General features: G+C 67.3%; 17 protein-coding genes and 1 tRNA gene. 6 read left to right on the forward strand and 12 right to left on the reverse strand.

Annotation, left to right across the window (positions count from 1 at the left end; translation table 11 throughout):
* The first annotated feature begins 1,440 nt into the window (after positions 1–1,440).
* Positions 1,441–4,929, forward strand: coding sequence for a PAS domain S-box protein (locus NKG98_RS00475; protein ID WP_254767779.1), 3,489 nt, complete (start codon positions 1,441–1,443; stop codon positions 4,927–4,929).
* 887 nt (positions 4,930–5,816) lie between these two features.
* Entirely contained in the window at positions 5,817–6,803 is a 987-nt protein-coding gene (locus tag NKG98_RS00480) for a hypothetical protein (RefSeq protein ID WP_254767780.1), read from the forward strand.
* Between the two features lie 23 nt (positions 6,804–6,826).
* Here the strand turns inward: NKG98_RS00480 and NKG98_RS00485 are convergent, their stop codons facing one another.
* Both NKG98_RS00485 and NKG98_RS00490 read right to left on the reverse strand, forming a co-directional pair.
* Positions 6,827–7,609 (reverse strand): hypothetical protein, encoded by a 783-nt coding sequence (locus tag NKG98_RS00485; protein WP_254767781.1) that lies wholly within the window; start codon positions 7,607–7,609, stop codon positions 6,827–6,829.
* Positions 7,610–7,737: 128 nt separating this feature from the next.
* Positions 7,738–8,730, reverse strand: a complete 993-nt coding sequence (locus NKG98_RS00490; RefSeq protein ID WP_254767782.1) for a DNA-methyltransferase — start codon at positions 8,728–8,730, stop codon at positions 7,738–7,740.
* A gap of 99 nt (positions 8,731–8,829) precedes the next feature.
* On the opposite strand from NKG98_RS00490, the gene NKG98_RS00495 reads away from it, so the two are divergent.
* Positions 8,830–9,522, forward strand: coding sequence for a M48 family metallopeptidase (locus NKG98_RS00495; RefSeq protein WP_256558490.1), 693 nt, complete (start codon positions 8,830–8,832; stop codon positions 9,520–9,522).
* A gap of 325 nt (positions 9,523–9,847) precedes the next feature.
* Here the strand turns inward: NKG98_RS00495 and NKG98_RS00500 are convergent.
* From NKG98_RS00500 to NKG98_RS00510, 3 genes are all read right to left on the reverse strand, one after another.
* Positions 9,848–9,920 (reverse strand) — tRNA-Arg (locus NKG98_RS00500).
* Between the two features lie 14 nt (positions 9,921–9,934).
* A complete protein-coding gene (tatA, locus tag NKG98_RS00505) occupies positions 9,935–10,216 on the reverse strand; it encodes a twin-arginine translocase TatA/TatE family subunit (RefSeq protein WP_254767784.1) in 282 nt (93 codons plus the stop codon).
* A gap of 220 nt (positions 10,217–10,436) precedes the next feature.
* The gene (locus tag NKG98_RS00510; RefSeq protein ID WP_254767785.1) at positions 10,437–10,649 is read right to left on the reverse strand and encodes a hypothetical protein; all 213 of its coding nucleotides are present in this window, start codon (positions 10,647–10,649) and stop codon (positions 10,437–10,439) included.
* A 114-nt stretch (positions 10,650–10,763) separates the two neighbouring features.
* On the opposite strand from NKG98_RS00510, the gene NKG98_RS00515 reads away from it, so the two are divergent.
* Together NKG98_RS00515 and NKG98_RS00520 are read left to right on the forward strand one after the other, a co-directional pair.
* Positions 10,764–11,243 carry a redoxin domain-containing protein gene (locus tag NKG98_RS00515; RefSeq protein WP_254767786.1) on the forward strand — a complete coding sequence of 160 codons (480 nt, stop codon included), beginning with the start codon at positions 10,764–10,766 and terminating at the stop codon, positions 11,241–11,243.
* A 57-nt stretch (positions 11,244–11,300) separates the two neighbouring features.
* Positions 11,301–12,113, forward strand: a complete 813-nt coding sequence (locus tag NKG98_RS00520; RefSeq protein ID WP_254767787.1) for an HD domain-containing protein — start codon at positions 11,301–11,303, stop codon at positions 12,111–12,113.
* Between the two features lie 103 nt (positions 12,114–12,216).
* Here the strand turns inward: NKG98_RS00520 and NKG98_RS00525 are convergent, their stop codons facing one another.
* A complete protein-coding gene (locus tag NKG98_RS00525) occupies positions 12,217–12,441 on the reverse strand; it encodes a helix-turn-helix domain-containing protein (protein WP_254767788.1) in 225 nt (74 codons plus the stop codon).
* A 235-nt stretch (positions 12,442–12,676) separates the two neighbouring features.
* Here NKG98_RS00525 and NKG98_RS00530 point away from each other — a divergent pair, with 235 nt between their 5' ends.
* A complete protein-coding gene (locus NKG98_RS00530; RefSeq protein ID WP_254767789.1) occupies positions 12,677–12,871 on the forward strand; it encodes a XapX domain-containing protein in 195 nt (64 codons plus the stop codon).
* Between the two features lie 4 nt (positions 12,872–12,875).
* Here the strand turns inward: NKG98_RS00530 and NKG98_RS00535 are convergent, their stop codons facing one another.
* From NKG98_RS00535 to NKG98_RS00560, 6 genes are all read right to left on the reverse strand, one after another.
* Positions 12,876–13,472: a class I SAM-dependent methyltransferase gene (locus tag NKG98_RS00535; protein ID WP_254767790.1), complete on the reverse strand. Its 597-nt coding sequence runs from the start codon at positions 13,470–13,472 to the stop codon at positions 12,876–12,878.
* Between the two features lie 76 nt (positions 13,473–13,548).
* On the reverse strand, positions 13,549–15,393 hold the full coding sequence (locus NKG98_RS00540) for an FAD-binding protein (protein ID WP_254767791.1): 1,845 nt from the start codon (positions 15,391–15,393) through the stop codon (positions 13,549–13,551).
* A gap of 3 nt (positions 15,394–15,396) precedes the next feature.
* On the reverse strand, positions 15,397–16,278 hold the full coding sequence (locus NKG98_RS00545) for a succinate dehydrogenase/fumarate reductase iron-sulfur subunit (protein WP_254767792.1): 882 nt from the start codon (positions 16,276–16,278) through the stop codon (positions 15,397–15,399).
* A 1-nt stretch (position 16,279) separates the two neighbouring features.
* Positions 16,280–16,645, reverse strand: coding sequence for a succinate dehydrogenase/fumarate reductase transmembrane subunit (locus tag NKG98_RS00550; RefSeq protein ID WP_254767793.1), 366 nt, complete (start codon positions 16,643–16,645; stop codon positions 16,280–16,282).
* A complete protein-coding gene (gene sdhC, locus NKG98_RS00555; protein WP_254767794.1) occupies positions 16,645–17,040 on the reverse strand; it encodes a succinate dehydrogenase, cytochrome b556 subunit in 396 nt (131 codons plus the stop codon). The genes NKG98_RS00550 and sdhC overlap by 1 nt, the downstream gene beginning before the upstream one ends.
* A 115-nt stretch (positions 17,041–17,155) precedes the next feature.
* Entirely contained in the window at positions 17,156–18,244 is a 1,089-nt protein-coding gene (locus NKG98_RS00560; RefSeq protein WP_254767795.1) for a succinylglutamate desuccinylase/aspartoacylase family protein, read from the reverse strand.
* Positions 18,245–18,273: the final 29 nt, after the last annotated feature.

Below are 18,273 nucleotides of genomic sequence, written 5' to 3' on the forward strand. Positions count from 1 at the left end.
GCGTTTGGGACCTCGTCCACCCCGAAACTCCAGTTGCTGGCCCGGACACGATACGGGCTGACCCCATCCGGCCGTGGCACTACGATGCGGGAGCGCGATCGGCGCGCGTGGGCGGCTGCGACGACCCTCTCCGATCACGCCGTCGTCGCCTCCTTTTATCCCTTGGAGCCGCGACTCGAAGCGCGGCTGCCCATACAGGCTCGTTCACGCCCTCACAGCGGTCACGGCCGCACGCCGGGCCGGCGACCCACCGACGGCTGGGGCTGACGCCGATGCGGATGGCCCGCCCGCGACGCGACGCCGCCCACGACGCGATACCGCTCGTGAACCGGCGGCACGCCGCTCTCTACTGGGCGACTGCCCCGTCGGTACGGTCACCCCGGCGGTGATGCCGCCCGCTACCACCCCGGACCGCGCCTGCGCGGCTGCTAACTGGCTTGCTACGCCCTGCACCACGCCCCGTTGCTGCCCCGCCGCGGTGGCAGTCCGTCGGACCCGGCCGCGACGACGAGTGGTCGGGGGACACCCTCGCGGTGCGGAATAACGTCGGCGAACCGATAGCCATGCCCGCAACATCGGCGAGCCGCCAGCGACGATCACCGCGACGACCCCCGAGGCGTGCCGCCCAGCGGCGCTCACCCCCGCCCGCGGCTGCTTCCGACGCCGAGTGCGGCCCGACGCGTTCAACGCCCTCTCGGCCGTGGCTGCGCCGGTGGTGGTCCCACACCGACGACCACCCTCCGGCGCCCGCTCGACGCCGCGAGAAGAGTAGTCAGGCCGGCGACCCGCATCCGGTGTAGCGACGCGCGTCCGCCGAGTCGGTCGCTCTCCCCGTACCGGCACGTGGCGCTGTCCGTCCGTCTCCGCCGCTGTGCGGCCCGTGATGCGGTCGGGCCCGCCGCGAGGGTAGTGTGACGGCGCGCCGCCCGACCCGCGTGCGACATGGATGACGGCCCGCATAGCGGGGCCGCGAGCGGAGGTGAGGTCGACGGCACAGCGCCTCGGCGATCGCCGCCGCCCTCGACAGCGCGGACAGCACCGCGTACGAGTACACCGAGCAGGAGATCCACGACGAGTTCCACGGCTACAGTCGCGTGCCCACCGACCACGGCGGGTGGCGGGCGAAAGCGTACCGCTATCTTGCCCAGAAACGGACGCTCGAACGGCAGTGGGCCGAGCGTGACGGGGCCGTGGAGGCCACCACACCGGCGTAGCGCCGCCTCACCGAGTTGTAGCCGGCGGTCGCAGATGCGACTGGAAGCCGGTGACGCCCGCCCTGTTGGCCCGAGAGCCGCGTCAGTGTTGCCACGACCATCCAGTCGGGTTCGGCCGGTGGGCCACGGTCGCAGGTCGCCATCGATCGAAGGGTGGTCGCCCATCGACGGCCGGCCACACCGATAGGCGTGGGATTTATCCGGCTAAACGGCCACTACGCGGTAAATGAGTGAGCGACCAGCGCCGCCCGGCGCAACCTTCTGGGCGGAGACGAGCGACGACGTCGCGCGCCAGCGGTACGAGACGCTCGTGAACGTGGTCGACGACGGCATCTACCAGCTCGACGCCGCCGGCCGGTTCGAAGCCGTCAACGACGTCATCCTCGAGCAGACGGGCTACGACCGCGAGGCCCTCCTCGGCGAACACGTCTCGCTCGTCCTCGCCGCCGCCGACATCGAGCAGATCCAGCGCGAGATCCGCCGGCGACTCACGACCGGCGAGCGGCAGGTCGAGACGTTCGAGTTTCCCGTACGGACGGCCGAAGGGGCGACGATCGACTGCGAGTTGCGCTTCAGCCTGCTCGTCGAAGCCGGCACGTTCCGGGGGACCGTCGGCATCGCCCGCGATATCACCGACCGCAAGCGTACCGAGCGGACGCTCGCCGCGCGCGAGCAACAACTCCAACGCGAACGCGACCTGACCGAGCGCATTCTCGACACCGCGCCGATCGGCATCCAAGTACTTGATGCCGACGGCGAGATCACGCGGCTGAACGAGCGCGCGCGGGAGCTCCTCGACATCGCAGAGCCGCAAGCGTACGCCCCGTCCGATCGGACCGTCTACGACGAGGACGGCCGCGAACTCGCGGTCGACGAGCACCCGTTCGCGCAGGTGCTCGCGACGGGCGAGCCAGTGGCCGACCGGATACTCGAGATCGACCGCCCGGACGGTGACTCGCGGTGGCTGTCGGTCAACGCCGCGCCCATCCTGACCGCCGATGGCGCGGTCGACCGCGTGGTCACCACCGGCGAGGACGTCACCGCCCTCAAAGAGCACGCGCGCGACCTCGAGCGCCGAACGGACGCGTTGGCGGCGGAACTCGCGGAGGTCTACGGCCGGATCACCGACGGCGTCATCGCCGTCAACGAGGCGTGGGAGTTCACCTACGCCAACGAGCGCGCCGCGACGGCTCTTGGCCTCGACACCGCGGAGTTCCTCGGCGAGACGCTCTGGGAGGCCGTTCCCGACGTGGTCGACACGGTGTTCGAAGAGCGCTTCCGCGAGGCGATGGCCACCCAAGAGCCGGTCGGCGTCGACGCGTACTACGCGCCGGCCGACAAATGGTTCGACGCGCAAGCGTACCCGTCGGCGACGGGGCTGTCGATCTACGTCCGCGACGTCACCGAGCGCGCGGCGGCCAAACGCGAGATCGAGGCAACCAACCGCACGCTCCAGCAGTTGTACGCGATCAGCGCCGACCGCGAGCAGTCGTTCGACGAGAAGGTCACCCGGATGCTCGCCCTCGGCCGGGAGCGCCTCGGCGTCGAAACCGGCTATCTGGCGACCGTCGACGAAGCCGAGGATTCTTTCGAGGTCACCCACGCCAGCAGCGACGACCCGCGCGTCCAGCCCGGCTTGGTCGCGCCGCTGTCGGAGACCTACTGCCGGACGACCGTCGAGACCGAGGGGTTGCTCGCGTTCACCGACGCCCCGACTGACGCGGGGATCGACGACGAGAGCTACGAGACCTTGGGCCTCGAGTGTTATATCGGCGGGTCGGTGATCGTCGACGGCGAGCTATACGGCACGCTCTGTTTCGAAGACGCGTCCCCGCGGGCAGCGTCGTTCACGCCGGCCGAGCGGACGTTCGTCGAACTCGTCACGCAGTGGGTCAGCTACGAACTCGAGCGGACCCAGCGCCGGCGCACCCTCGAACAGTACACCGAGTACACTGACGCGATTCTGGACGCCGTCGACGACCTCTTCTACGTCCTCGATACGGACGGACGGCTCCGGCGGTGGAACGAGAGTCTCGCCGCGGTGACGGGCTACACACACGCTGCCATCGAGTCGATGCACGCGCTCGACTTCTTCGACGAGTCCGCACACGAGGCGATCACGACCGCGATCGCCGACGGGCTCGAGACCGGTCGGACGCGCGTCGAAGCCGCGTTGCAGACCGCGGACGGCGCCACGATCCCCTACGAGTTCGTCGCGACCACGCTCACCGCTCCCGACGGCGAGCCCCGGCTGGCCGGGATCGGCCGCGACATCACCGAGCGCAAGCGCCGCGACCGCGAACTGGCGAAGTACGAAGCGATCGTCGAAACGAGTAACGACGGCATCTACGTCGCGGACGATGCGCTGGAGTACACGATGGTCAACGACGCCTACGCCGCGTTGACCGGCTACGACCGCGACGAGTTGCTGGGCACGCACGCCTCGCGCGTCGTCGCGGACGAGACGCTCGAGCGCGCGGCCGAGTTGCGGGAGGCGATGGCCACCGAGGCGGTGGCGAAGCCGACCATCGAGGGGACGATCGAGACGGCCGACGGCGAGCGCGTCCCCGTCGAGGTGACGTTCTCGACCGTTTCGAGCGACGGCACCGCCGAACGCGTCGGTATCGTTCGCGACATCACCGTGCGCAAAGAACAACGCCGACAGCTCGAGGCGAGCGAGCGCCGGTACCGGACGCTCGTCGAGCACTTCCCGAACGGCGCGGTCGCCCTCTTCGACGACGACTTCCGCTATACGGCCGTCGGCGGGCAACTACTGGACGCCATGGGCGTCGCCCCTGACGACCGCGTCGGCACCAGCGTCTACGACATCTACCCGGACGACATTGTCGACGAGGTCGAACCGTACTTCACCGCCGCCCTCGCGGGCGAGGCCACCTCGTTCGACGTCGAGTATCGCGACCGCCACCTCTTGGCGTACACGCTCCCCATCCGCGACGCCGGCGACGAAATCTACGCCGGGATGCTCGTCGTCCAGAACATCACCGACCTCAAGGAGACCCAGCGCCGCCTCGAGGAATCCAACGAACGACTGCAGCAGTTCGCCTACGCGGCCAGCCACGACCTGCAGGAGCCGCTGCGGATGGTCTCGAGCTACCTCCAGTTGATCGAGCAACGGTATGGCGACGCCCTCGACGCGGATGGCCACGAATTCCTCGCGTTCGCCGTCGACGGCGCCGAGCGGATGCGCGCGATGATCGACGGCCTGCTCGAGTACTCCCGGGTCGAAACGCAGGGCGAGCCGTTCGAACCGGTCGCTCTCGAGGATGTCGTCGAGGAGGCCCGCGCGAATCTCCACGTGCGGATCGCCGAGACCGACGCTCGGATCGAGGTGGCGGACCTGCCCGTCGTCGAGGGTGACCCGCGGCAACTTCGCCAACTGTTCCAAAACTTGTTGAGTAACGCGATCGAGTACAGCGGCGACGAGCCCCCACAGGTACACGTCGCGGCCGAGCGCGACGGTGACGAGTGGACCGTCTCGGTGCGCGACGAGGGGATCGGGATCGATCCGGACGAGCACGACCGCATCTTCGAGGTCTTCCAGCGGTTGCACAGTCGCGACGAGCATCCGGGGACGGGCATCGGGCTCGCGCTCTGCCAACGAATTGTCGAGCGCCACGGGGGCGAGATCCGCGTCGACTCCGAGCCCGGCGAGGGCACCACGTTCGCGGTGACGCTCCCGGCAGCGAGCGAGTAGCGGGGGAGACTCGCTGGCGCAGGACGCTGCCCAGACGCGGTTTCGTGAGCGAGCGCGGTCGCCGGCGAAAACTACCCCCTCCGCGAACTCGGGGGTGGGTCGCGCTGAGCACTATTGGGGCCCCGCGCCCTCGACTTTCCCCGAATTTTTCGCGCTCGGCTGGCTGCCTACTGGACAGCCGTCTGATACTTTGTGAGTGTGGATGGGCGACGGGTAAGAGTTTTAGCAAGCGCGGCGGTCACACCCGCAACTCGGCCGGGTTCCACAACCGACGATGGTGGGTCGACGCAATTCCCGGTACGAGCGGCGAGTAGTGTCGCGACGGCGGCGAACGGCGTGTGCGACCGGCCGATAGTACCCGTTGTAGTGGGGGCTATCCGCCGATTCTACGCGAGATAGCCGCTCTACCGGTCATCGCTGCCCCGCCCGTCGAGCCGGCGTGAGTGCGCGAGCGGCCGCCCGAGTGCCGCCGGGCGACCGGCCACTCGCCTCGGTCACCGGCCACATACCCCCGGACGCGCCCGACTCCGAACCGCGCGCAGCGAGTCGCCCAGAGGGCCGTGCATTCGCCCGGCCCCTGACCGGCCCTCGAACCGGTCTCGCGTCGAACCGATCCGACCGGAGCGTGGCCACGACTACCCAGTGGCCGATGGGGAACCGTCGCGCAGTCGCCCGTGCGAGTCGTCGGGGACTGCCATCGACGCCAAGACGCCCACCGTCGCCGAGACGACGCCGATGCCTCGCGTACGAGACCGCTCTGCCCCGGTCCGCACGGTTGTGGCGATGTGGCGCCGTCATATTCCGTCGGCTGAGACTCATTCGTGCCAGCTATATTTTGGACCGAATTATCCAGTAATATATTGTGGCATGGTAGCATCGGACAGCGTATGCAGCGCCGTCACTATCTCCGGAGGGTTGGCGCGAGCGTCGGGGGTGGCGTCGCGGTCGGCGGGGTAGAACGGGTCGCAGCCCAGTCGGCCGGGTTCGTCGTCGCGATCGAGGAGGTGTTCGATCCCGTCCGCGCTGGCGACGTCCTCGTAGTGCGCACCGGCGTCGAGAACACCGCTATGGGGATGGACGAGCAGGTGATCCGCCTCGTCGTGAGCGACGAAGTCGTCGACACCGAGTCGGTGCCGGTCCCGGGAGGCGAACCCTATCCCGTCCCGGTCGAACTCGCGTACGAGACGTATCCGGTCGAGGAGGACGTCGAGTTCCCCGTGCGCGTCGAGTGCGACGACGACGCGGACGAGCAGCGCGTCGCGGTCGTCACCGAAGCCGACGGCGAGCTCGTCCCCGTGATCGATCAGACGAACGCGCCGGTCAAGGCTGGCGACGTCCTGCGTATGCGGGGCCACATCGGGAATACCGGCCGGGTCACGCAGACGCAGGACGTACGCCTCGTCGTCGGCGACGAGACGGTCGACAGCGAGCCGATGACCGTCCCACGACCGCACGAATACGGCGTCACTCTCTCGTACGAGACGTATCCGGTCGAGCAGGACGTCGAGTTTCCCGTTCGGGTGGAGACCGAGGACGACGCCGCCCAGACCGCCGTGCGGGTGTTGGCCGACGTCGATCTCACGTTCGACGTGCGGATCGACCGCACGAACGCACCGGTAAACGCGGGCGACGTCCTCGAGGTGGAGGCGACCGTCACCAACACGGGCGGCGTCGCGGGGGCGCAGGAGGTCCGCCTCGTCGTCGGTGGCGAGACCGTCGACCGCGAGACCGTCGAGATCCCTGCGGGGTTCAGCAACGTCGTCTGGCTCGGCTACGAGACGTACCCGGTCGAGCAGACCGTCGAGTTCCCCGTCCGCGTGGAGACGGCCGGCGGGGCCGACGAGCGCGTCGTCACCGTCTACGGCGTCGGTTGACGGGGCTGACCAACTCGTCTGGGCTACAGCAAGAACCGCGTCTCGAAGTGGTCAGCCATCTCTTGGACGAACGTCCGATAGTGGACGCGTTCGCCGGGCTGGGGTGCGGGCTCGCGAGTGACCAGCTCGGTCTCGCCAATGTCCTCGGGCAGGTTCGTGTGGTCGACGACGATAAGGCCAGCACCGTCGAGATTGGCCGAGATTTCGCCCTCGCTTCTGTCGATGGAGTCGAACAAGTCGACGATCTCCTCGATGATACGCTCGATGTTAGCGTGTTCGGTAATATCGTCTGGATCTCGCGTCGGCGAGTCGAACCGTTCGGCGATGTTCAATAATAGAATGCCGCAGGTGAGTGCCTGCTCGTGATGAGTATGCATGATATCGGCGAAGCTGTTGATGTCGCGCTGGCGGTTCCGCCGGGCTTTCTGGTGTTCTGTGACGATGCTTTTGGCATCGCAGGCGAGCCAGACCTCGCCCGGGGTATCCTTCGCCATTCCGCCGCCCAAGGGCGGCTGTACGTCGCCCGCAGGCGGGCCGAGCACGAGGTCGACGTTCCACCCTAACCCTCTCGGGTCACCGACGTCGTAGTCCTCGGCGTAGACGATCTCGCCGTTTTGCGCCGCCGCCTCGATGGCCTTGCTCTCGTGGATGAGGTCATCGACGAAGTATCGGCACTGCGCGCCGCCATGCTTGTCCGATCGGGGATGATACGGGGCGTCCTTCGGGTAGTTCCACTCACGCGGCTGGTTCAGCCACTCGACAATCCGTTCATCGCCAAATGTATGACCAGTCTCGGCTTTCGACATATACCGCGAGTTCCTCGCGGGTGAATCTTAATACTACGCGAATAAGCAATCTACAGTAGATTCCAAAACAATTATGAATCTCCGTTGACGGTCGATGGCACCTACAGCGCCCGGTCTGCGCGACCAGCCTACCGCTCAACCGACACCGACAAGTTCTGGATGTTCGTCAGCGTCCCACGTTCGTTCTGAATCCGCGCCTCTGCGATGTCTACGTATTCGGGTTCAAGTTCGACCCCTACGCTGTTACGTCCGCAGCGACTGGCGGCGACCGCCGTCGAGCCCGTCCCCGCGAACGGGTCGAGGATAGTGTCGCCGACGAAACTGAACATCCGAATGAGCCGCTCGGCGAGGTCCGCCGGGTACGGCGCAGGGTGGTCGCGCTGACGTTCGCCCGTAATATCGTCCCAGAGCTGCCGAAACATCCGCTGGTGTTCGTCCGCCTCGATGGTCGACAAAATGCGTTCGGCCGTGTTCGGCGAGCGGTAGCCGCCGTTCTGCTTGCGGAACAGGAGAATATACTCGATATCGTTTTTGACGACCGCCCCGGGCTCGTAGGGCTTACCGAGGAACCGAGCGTTTCCGCCGGCCTCGAGGGACGCATTTCCGATCTTGTACCAGATGATCGGCGCGAGGTTGTCGAAACCGAGGTTGGTCGCGTGCTCTTGAATCGTGGCGTGAAGGGGGATGACGCGGTGACGGCCGTGTTCGCTCCGCGAGCGGAGGACGTCGCCGACGACGACGCACAGTCGGCCCCCCGGCCGGAGAACCCGTTCACACTCCGCCCACACCTCGTCGAGGAGCGTAATGAATCGCTCGTAGTCGTCGATGTCGCCGAGCTGGCCGTCCTCGGGCGTCTCGTAGTCTTTGAGGTTGAAGTAGGGAGGAGAAGTAACGGCGAGGTCGACGGACTCGTCGTCGAGCCGTGTGAGGACGTCCCGACTGTCACCCTCGTACAGGTCATGATGGCTGGGAAGTTGCTGGACGGCCTGTTCGACGTCGCCCATCCGCCCCTCGTCTCGGGCGAGTGCCGGGATTTCGGACTTCAGTTCGTTGTCGCTCATCTCCAGTAGGTCTCGGCAAGACTCGGGGACGTATGCTTCGAGATCCACGTGGTCAGGCATTGGTCTGACGATGACACCGTCGACTTATAGACCTTCAGTATTGGTTGTACTACACTACGATGGCGGTTACACGTCGGCCAGACGGTCATCCCCTACGAGATCGACTGGGTCGAGGACCGCGAGACGATCGGCCTCGCGCTGGATCAGTCGCTCGAGCTGACGGTCCGCGCGCCCATGTCGGCTACGCTCGCCGACGTCGAGGACGTTCTCGAGAGCCGGCGTGAGTGGCTCCTCGAGAAGCTCTACGGACTCGCCGAGCAAGCGGAGCCGCCGTACCCGAAAGAGTTCTTGAGCGGCGAGAAACTCCCGTATCGTGGCCGTGAGTACCACCTCGACGTCGTTGAGGCCGACGTCCCGGAGCCCCACCTATCGTTCGACGGCACCGAGTTCACGCTATGCGTCCACGGGCGCGACGCGGCCGCCGATCACGTGAGCGTCCGTCGGAAGCGGCAGGCGGTCGTCGACTGGTACGTCCGCCGCGCCGCCGCCGAACTCCCCGCCCGCAGTCCGCGGTTCGAATCGCAGTTGGGCCTCGCGGACGTGTCGATCGAGATTGAGGTCGGCACGCTCGACGGCCGCTGGGGCGAGTACGACGACGGCATCGTCCGCCTCCATTGGCGGCTGCTACTCGCGCCGGTCCGAATACACGCCTACGTGCTCGTCCACGAGCTGGCCCACGCCGTCCACGACGACCACTCCGACGCCTTCTGGAACACGGTGGGGACGGTGATCCCCGACTATGAGGATAGTCGCGAGTGGCTGCGACTGAACGGGAATACGCTGAGGATTTAGCCTTCGACATCGTGTCTACCCGCCGCCATCGGTCCGAACGGACGGTCGCGCTGCTACCCCGCTTCGAAGCCGCCGCCTGTCGGCGCGAGCGATGAGCGGGTGCGGCCTCGTCGACGTGGTGCGTCGCGGGTACTCGGGGGGCGACGATAGGTTGCTGTGCGTGAGAAGCAGTTATGACGGTGCTCGTGGTCGTTGACTCTCGAGGGATTCGCACGACGGGCCCGACCCGCGGTCGGCCGCGGGTCGAACTGTTGGCGCCCGCGGTGGCGGACTGGTAAAAGGGACGCGGCGCCGCCCCTTGGATTCCAACCGCTCGAAGAACGAACGGGCGTGGCGGGATTCGAACCCGCGATCAGAAGGTTAGGAACCTCCTGCCCTATCCGCTAGGCCACACGCCCACGGCCCGAAAAAATCAGTTCGATTCGGTTTCGGTGTCCTCTTCCGAGGTGACCGGTTCGGTGTCGACGAACTCCTCGTCCTCGTCCTCGTCGTAGTCGCCGGTCTGACGCATCTCCTCGAGTTCGGTTTCGACCTTCTCGCGGCCCTTCTGGAACTCCCCCATCGCCTCGCCCGTCGAGCGCGCCAACTTCGGGATCTTGTTCGCCCCGAACAGCAAGATGGCGATGAAGAGGATGATCAGGAGTTCCGGACCCCCGGGCATGGGGGCGAACAGCGGTGCGATTTCGAGTACCATCTCTATGCGTGGCTTACCCGCTGGCAATTATAACCTTTTTGCCTCGAACAGCCACACAGGAATGTCCGAATATCGGCATCGAGGGCAGGTGTGGCGGACGAATCGACGGGCGAATTCGTCGAGGCGAGGCCGAACCGACGAAAATGGGGGCACGAGCGCCCACATCGGCGAATTCCGTCCGTTCCGCGGGGGCCTCCTCGGCGGGCGTCGTCGAGGGCGGTCACTCGGCGGCCCCCTCGCGGCCGGCGGCGTCCCGCAGCGCGTCGCGTTCCCGGCGCGTCTGGCGCAGGAAGTAGACGCAGGCGAACAGGGCCGCGGAGACGAGCGTGAGGGGAATGTCGCCGTCGGCCCCGCCGAACATGAGCCCACCCACCGCGACGAAGCCGAGGGCCGCTTCGATCACTTCCGGAGACTGTCGCCAGCGTTCGTTCATGCGCGAGTGGTCGCACCGCCGGCCCATCAACCTTCGGCACGCCGTGCGTTCGCCCTCCGGCGATCCTGTTCGAGAACGAAACAGTCTTTCCCTCGTGAACGAAAGGGCGGGCCGATGCCATCCGCTGGTGACACCGCGCCCGACTTCACCGTACCGCTCGCGAACGGCGACGTCGACTCCTTTACGCTCTCGGAGCGACTCGCCGACGAAGCGCCGATCGTCCTCGCCTTTTTCCCCGGCGCGTTCACGAGCGTCTGCACGGCCGAGATGTGCACCTTCGAGGACCGCCTGTCGGCGTTCGAGGACGTCGACGCCACCGTCTACGGCGTCAGCGTCGACTCCCCGTTCGCGCTCAACGAGTTCCGCGAGCAAAACGGCCTCTCCTTTGGCCTGCTCAGCGACTTCGAGAAGGAGGTCGTCGACGCGTACGACGTCCGCATGGACTTCGCCGACCTCGGCGTCCACGACGTCGCCAAGCGCTCGGTGTTCGTGATCGACGCCGACGGCGAGGTCACCTACGCGTGGGTCAGCGACGACCCCGGCGTCGAACCCGAGTACGCCGAAGTCGAGGACGCCGTCGCCGACATCGCCTGATCCGTCGCCGACCTGCCCCCGGAGGGCTTTTTTAGCCTCGAATCGACCATCGAGTGTATGAGCGATTCTGCCGGCGACCAGAGCGGTCGCGTCTACGCCCCCGAGGACGAACACCACTTCCCCGACGGGAAACTGAACGACGTCCTCGAGTTCGTCGAGGCCGACGACGAGATCGCCGCCTACCTCGAAGCCCAGAACGTCAACGCCGTCGATCGCAAGCGGTACAACGACCACGGCACCAAACACATCTCCATCGTGCGCAACCGCGCGCTCTGTCTCTACGACCTCCTGAAAGCCGGCGACGTCGACTTCAACGGCGCCCGCCAGCAGGGCCTCGAAGAGGCGGACGAGTCGGTGATCATCGCGCTGGCGGCGACGCTGCACGACGTCGGTCACATCGTCCACCGCGACCGCCACGCCTACTACTCCATCCCGCTCGCGGCGGACGTCCTCGATCGCGTGCTGCCGGAGTTCTACGACGCGGTCGAGGCCGTCCGGATGAAAGGCGAGATCCTCCACGCGATCCTCTGTCACCACACCGCCGAGACGCCGCTGACGACCGAGGCAGGCGTCATCCGCGTCGCCGACGCGCTCGACATGGAGCGGGGCCGCTCGCGCATTCCCTACGAGCAGGGCGGCCGCGGCATCAACACCCTCTCCAGTCAGGCGATCAGCCGCGTCTCGCTGCACGCGGGCGACTCCCGGCCCGTGATGGTCGAGATCGCGATGACCAACGCCGCCGGCGTCTACCAGGTCGACAACCTCCTCAAGTCCAAGCTCCGCGGCTCCGGCCTCGAGGACCTCATCCGCATCGTCGCGGTCAACACCAACGAGAACCGCGACCAGCTCGTCGAGCGGATCGAACTCTAGTACCCGCCGTCTGCCCTGCGCCGTTCTCGCACCGACGCCGGAAACGCTGGCGGAGAGCGCCGCCGCTGTGGGAGCGTTCGTCGCGGACCGATCGGTCGAGAAATCAGTCGAGTTCGTACCGGCCGTTCGCCCGCCGGACGTGGCCGCGCTCGCGGAGGGTGCCGGTGATCGAGAGGACCGAACTCTTGTCGACGTCGAGCGTGTCACAGAGTTCGTCCGCCGTGGCGGTCCCCCGGACGGCGAGGCAGAAGTACACGAGTTTCGCTCGCGCGGATCGGATGTCTTCCGGCATCGACACGTCGATGTGGTCCGTCGCTGTCGCGCTCATACTCGCACTCTCTGTGTTTCGACGATAATAAAATTGAGCTACGACGATCGTCGAAAATCGGGCGCCCGACGACGCCGTCGAGCGCCGTACATCGACGGGAACCGCCGTCTCGCGGCCGTTCGCGCCCGTCGCCGTCGTCCGGCGGTGAGACGATCGTCGTGTGTGACGAACGATCGTGTGGGTTCGACGCGCGTGACGCATCGTTTTAGTACTTCGACCGGCCAACTGGTAGCTCATGAATACCCAGCTCACCGTCCTCGCGCTCGCGACCGGGCTGCTCACCGGGGCCCTCTTCAGGTTCCTCAACGTCCCGATCCCGGCTCCGCCGGAGCTTCCGGGCGTGATGGGGATCGTCGGCATCTACGTCGGCTACAAGCTGATCGACCACTTCGACGTCGGCGTCGACGTCCTCGAAGCCCTCGGGAGCTGAGCGCTCACGCCACCCGTTCTACCGTCGCCAGTATCCCCGGCATCGGACCGTTCGTCGTCTCGAACGGCGCGTCCGTCGTCGTCAGCACCCGCCACCCGTCGTCGAACGCGGCCGCGACGTCGTCGGGACCGATCCGTTCCGGGGGGTACGCCGCCGGCGCGTCCGCGCCGAACGCGAGGACGGCCGCGCGGCCGCCGGGTTCGAGGACCGCGCGCAGACGGTCCGCGTACCGCGCCCGCGCGTCGGCCTCGAACGCGTGGAACGTCCCGCAGTCGAGCGCGGCGTCGAACGGGCCCAGAGCCGGGTCGAGGGCGAGCGCGTCGCCGACGCGGTAGGCGACCGGCAGGTCGTCGTCGGTCGCCGCCCGCGCCCGCTCGATCGCGACTGCGGAGACGTCGAGCCCCGTCACCCGGCGCCCGCGAGCGGCGAGGTACCGCGCGTGGGTGCCGGTCCCGCAGCCGACGTCGAGGACGCAGCCGGCGAGGGCACCGCTCTCGACGAGGTCGACGACCGCCGACTGGGGCTCGCCGACGTCCCACGGGGTGTCGCCGGCCGCGTACGCCTCGTCCCACCAGTTTTCCGTCTCGTCGGCGTCGGGCACGGCTCCCCACTGCGCGCCGTCGCGACAAAAGACCGTCGACTGCCGCCGAAAACGAGAGACGGAACTCGGACCGCGATCAGTAACTGCGGACCTTCGGCTCGTACGTCTCGCCCTCGCCCTCGAGGATCACGGGCCGGTACCAGACCGAGGGCTTGCCGCCGTTCCAGGAGATCATGGTGTGTTTGAGCCACTCGTCGTCCTTGCGCTCCTGGTGTTCCTTGCGCCAGTGGGCGCCGCGGAACTCCTCGCGGACGAGCGCGCCGAGCGCGATCGTCTCGGCGACGTCGATCAGGTTGCGCGTCTCGACGGTCATCTGCAGGTCGGTGTTGAACGTCCGCGAGGGGTCGTCGACGTAGACGTCCTGGTACTCCTCGCGGCACTCGCGGATGACCTTCAGCGCGCGCTTGATGCCCTCCTCGGTGCGGAAGACGTTGACGTCGCGGGTCATCGCCTTCTGGAGCTTCGAGCGGATCTCGGCGTGCTGGACGCCGTCGTCTTTGTCCATCAGGTAGTCGACGCGCTCGCGTTCGGCCTCGACGGCGCGCTCCAAGACGGCGTCGGCGTCGGTGACCTGCCCGGCGCCGTCGGCGACGGGTTCGCCGACCGCGGGTTCGATGCCGGCCTCGCCCGGTTCGACCGGGAAGTCGACGTCCGTCTCCTCTTCGACGTCGGGACTGTAGCCCGTCTCGATCCTGGCCTCGCCGAGGTCCTCGCCGGCGGCGTGGCGGCCGGCGCGCTTGCCGAAGACGATCAGTTCGGGCAGGGCGTTCCCGCCGAGTCGGTTGCCGCCGTGGACGGAGACGCAGGCGCACTCGCCGGCCGCGTAGAGGCCGTCGATGTTGGTCTGGCCGTTCTCGTCGGTCTCGATGCCGCCCATCGCGTAGTGCTGGCCGGGCTTGACCGGCATCGGCTCGACGAGGCCGTCGACGCCCTCGAAGTCCTCCGCGAGGTGGAGGATGTTTTCGAGGCGGTCCATGATGCGCTCCTCGCCGAGGTGGCGCATGTCGAGGTGGACGTACTCGTCGTTGACGCCGCGGCCCTCGTTGACCTCCGTCAACTCGGCCCGGGAGACGACGTCGCGGGAGGCGAGTTCGCCGTCGTTGTTCGCGTAGCCGTACTCGAACATGAACCGCTCGCCCTCGTTGTTGTAGAGGATGCCGCCCTCGCCGCGGACGCCCTCGGAGATGAGCACGCCCGTCGACGGCAGCGACGTCGGGTGGAACTGGATGAACTCCATGTCCTCGAGCGGGACGCCGGCGCGGTAGGCCATCGCCTGGCCGTCGCCGGTACAGGAGACGGCGTTGGTGGTGTGGTCGAACGCCTGCCCGAGGGGGCCGGTCGCCAGAACGACGCCGTCACGGGCCTTGAACCCCTCGATCTTGCCGGTCTGGACGTCGTAGCCGACGACGCCGTGACAGCTCCGGTCGTTCGGATCCGGCTCGTCGGTGACGGCGAGGTTCATCACGAACCACTCGTCGTACACCTGGATGCCGCGCTTGACGGCCTGCTCGTACATCGTGTGCAGCAGGTGGTGACCGGTCTCCGCGCCCGCGTAGGTCGTCCGCGGGAACGAGAGGCCGCCGAACGGCCGCTGGGAGACGCGGCCGTCGTCCTCGCGGGAGAACGGCATCCCCCAGTGTTCGAGGGTGATCACGTCCTCGGGGGCGTCCTGCGCGAGGGTCTCGATCGCGGGGGCGTCGCCGAGGTAGTCCGACCCCTTCATGGTGTCGTAGGCGTGCAGTTCCCAGTCGTCGCCCTCGCGCAGCGCGGCGTTGATGCCGCCCTCCGCCGCGCCCGTGTGGCTCCGCACGGGGTGGAGTTTGGTGACGATCGCCGTGTCAGCTCCCGCTTCGTGCGCTCCGATCGCAGCCCGGAGGCCGGCGCCGCCGCCGCCGACCACGATGACGTCGTGTTCGTACATTGTTTACCAGAATTTCAGGTTCTTCTTCACGGCCTCACGCTTGAGCTCCTGAATGTGCTCGGTGAGGGGGATGTCTTTCGGACACACCTCCGTACAGGAGAACTGCGTCTGGCACCGCCAGACGCCGTGTTCCTGCTCGACGATGCGGAGTCGATGCTCCTTGATCTCCTCTTCCTCGCGCTCGTCCATCGCGAACCGGTAGGCCTTGTTGATCGCCGCCGGGCCCAGATACTGGTTGTCGCCGGCCGCGATGTTACAGGAGGACATACACGCGCCACACCAGATGCAGCGCGTGCTCATCTTCACCTTCTCGCGGTTCTCCCGCGACTGGCGTTGCTCTTCGCCCTCCGGGAGGTCCTCGCTCTGGAAGTACGGCTCGACCGCGTGCATCTGGTCGTAGAAGTGGTCCATGTCCACGACGAGGTCCTTGACGACCTCCTGGTGGGGGAGCGGTTCGACGCGCACCGGCTGGTCGAGTTCGGAGATCTGGGTCTTACAGCCCAGCCGTTGCCGGCCGTTGACGAAGAACGCGTCCGAGCCGCAGATGGCCTGCCGGCAGGAGTGCCGGAAGGTGAGCGAGGAGTCGAACTCGTCGCGCGCGTAGATGAGCGCGTCGAGGACGGTCATCCCGCGCTCGAACGGGACGTGGAAGTCGTCGAAGCGCGGTTCCTGCTTGTCCGCGACCTCGGGGTCGTAGCGGAACACCTTCAGGTGGACCGCGTCCCCGTCGAGGTCGCCCTCGTCGGCGGCCCGCTCGCGCTGGGCCTTGCTCTCCTGCTTGCGCTGGAGGCGCTCCTGCTGGGGCGAGGCCAGGCCGCTCATCTCCTGGTCTTCCGGCACCTCCTGGGTCTCGGGTTCTTCGGGTTCTTGCTGTTGTGCGCTCATGTTAGATCCACCCCGCCATGACGAGGGCCACCCACGTGCCCTGGGCGACCAGCGCGACGCTCGCGACCACGAGCACCGCCAGCACGACCTTCTTCTGGGTACCCTCGAGTCCCTGGTTGATCAACGCGTTGTAGACGCCGTTGACGCCGTGGAACGCCGCCGCGATTAGAAATAGCACCATCGTCAGGAAGTACCCAACGTTTTCCATGCGCGCCTGCGTCCCGGCGAAGTCGACCTCCGCCGCGTGGGTGACGAAGTGCAACTGGAAGAAGTGGAACGCGAGCACGACGATCAGGAACGCGGCGGTGATCCGCTGGAGCAGCCACGTCGTCCCGCCCGGCGCGAACGAGGAGTAGCGCTCGGCCATCAGAGGCCCACCCCCTGGAGGAACGTCGGGACGCTCGCGACGGTGATGAGTCCCGTCAGCACGAGCGACGCGTAGAAGCTCTTGTCCTGGGCTTCGAGGCCGACGCCGAGGTCGACGAGCAGCAGCCGAACCCCGTTGAGGATGTGAAAGACCGCCACCGCGAGCAGTCCGACCTCGAGCACCCGGATGATAAACAGGCCCTCTAGCCCCTGGATCGTCCCCGTGTACGCTTCGGGCCCGGACAGCGCGCTGCTCAGCACGGCGATGTGGGTGAACAGGTAGCCGATCAGCATCCACCCGGTGAACTTGTGGAAGATCCACGCCCACATCCCGGCCGAGAACTCGCGCCACCGGCCGAAGTCCTCGACGAGACCGCGATTGTAAGACTGACTCATGCGCTCTAGTCGGAGGGTTAGAGCGCGGGCGTATAGAAGTTACTTTTGTTCCGTGAAGGATTCCGTTCGACCGGTCGACGGCGGCCGAATCGCCGACCGAGCCGAAGTCCTCGGCTCACTCCAACGTGTCGAGGAACGGGTCCTGCGTGGTAAGTTCTCGTTCGAGCGCCGAGAGCGTCGTGTCGCTCAGCCCCACGAGGTGACACAGCGGGTTGCCCGGGTAGACGACCGGGTTCTCGAGGACGCCGACGAGCAGGCCGGTAAACGGCGCCTCGACGACCTCGACCTCGTCGTCCTCCTTGAACGGGTTGGTGATCGAGCAGATCACCTCGCCCTCGCGGACGAGGTCGCCGCTACCGTGTTTCATGTCGACGATGCCGCCCGCGTCGGCTCTGAGCCACGTCTTCTCGTCGGCGTCGTCGATGACGACGCGCCACCCGGGCCAGAGTACCGAGGACTCGGGGTGGAGGCCGAACTCCGCGAGGACGCTCGCGACGCCGGTCAGCGAGCGCTCGATGAGCCGTCGCTGGAAGCGGTGGGCCTCGCCCATCTCGACGGTGATCGTCGGGATGCCCGCCTCGGTCGCCTCGTGCCTGAGCGTCCCCGACGGCCCCTCGCCGGCGATGATGACGTTCGAACTGAACGCCTTCGCGAGGCGCGCGACCTCGGGCCGTTCCATGTTCGCACGGACGTGGAGCATGTTCGTCCGCCCGCGCGTCGACGTGTGGAAGTCGATGCCGACGTCACAGGGTTCGATGAAGTTCGTGAAGATGCGGTGGGCCATCCGCCGCGCGCTCGTCGACCCCTCGCTGCCGGGGAACGAGCGGTTCAGGTCGCGGTCGTAGATCGGGAGGTACCGCTCCTGGGCGAGGAAGCCGGGGACGTTCATCACGGGCAGGCAGACCAGCGTCCCGTGGAGGTTGGCGTGGTCCCAGTCGTGGGCCACTTCGCGGACCACCTCGATGCCGTTGAGTTCGTCGCCGTGGGCGGCCGCAGAGAGGAAGACCGTCGGGCCGGGGTGGTCGCCGTTGATGACGGTGACGGGGATGCGGACCGGGTCGCCGAGGTAGGTCTCGCTGATGCCGTAACGGATGTTCGCGGACTCGCCGGGGTCGACGCGCCCGCCGTTGTAGGTGAACACGTCCTGTTCGGCGAGTGTCGCCGAGTCGCCGGACGGTCCCGCGTCCGACGCGTCGTCGCTCATACGTCCCCTCCGGCGGCGACGGTATAAAA

The organism is Salinilacihabitans rarus (assembly GCF_024296665.1).
Lineage (GTDB): Archaea > Halobacteriota > Halobacteria > Halobacteriales > Natrialbaceae > Salinilacihabitans > Salinilacihabitans rarus.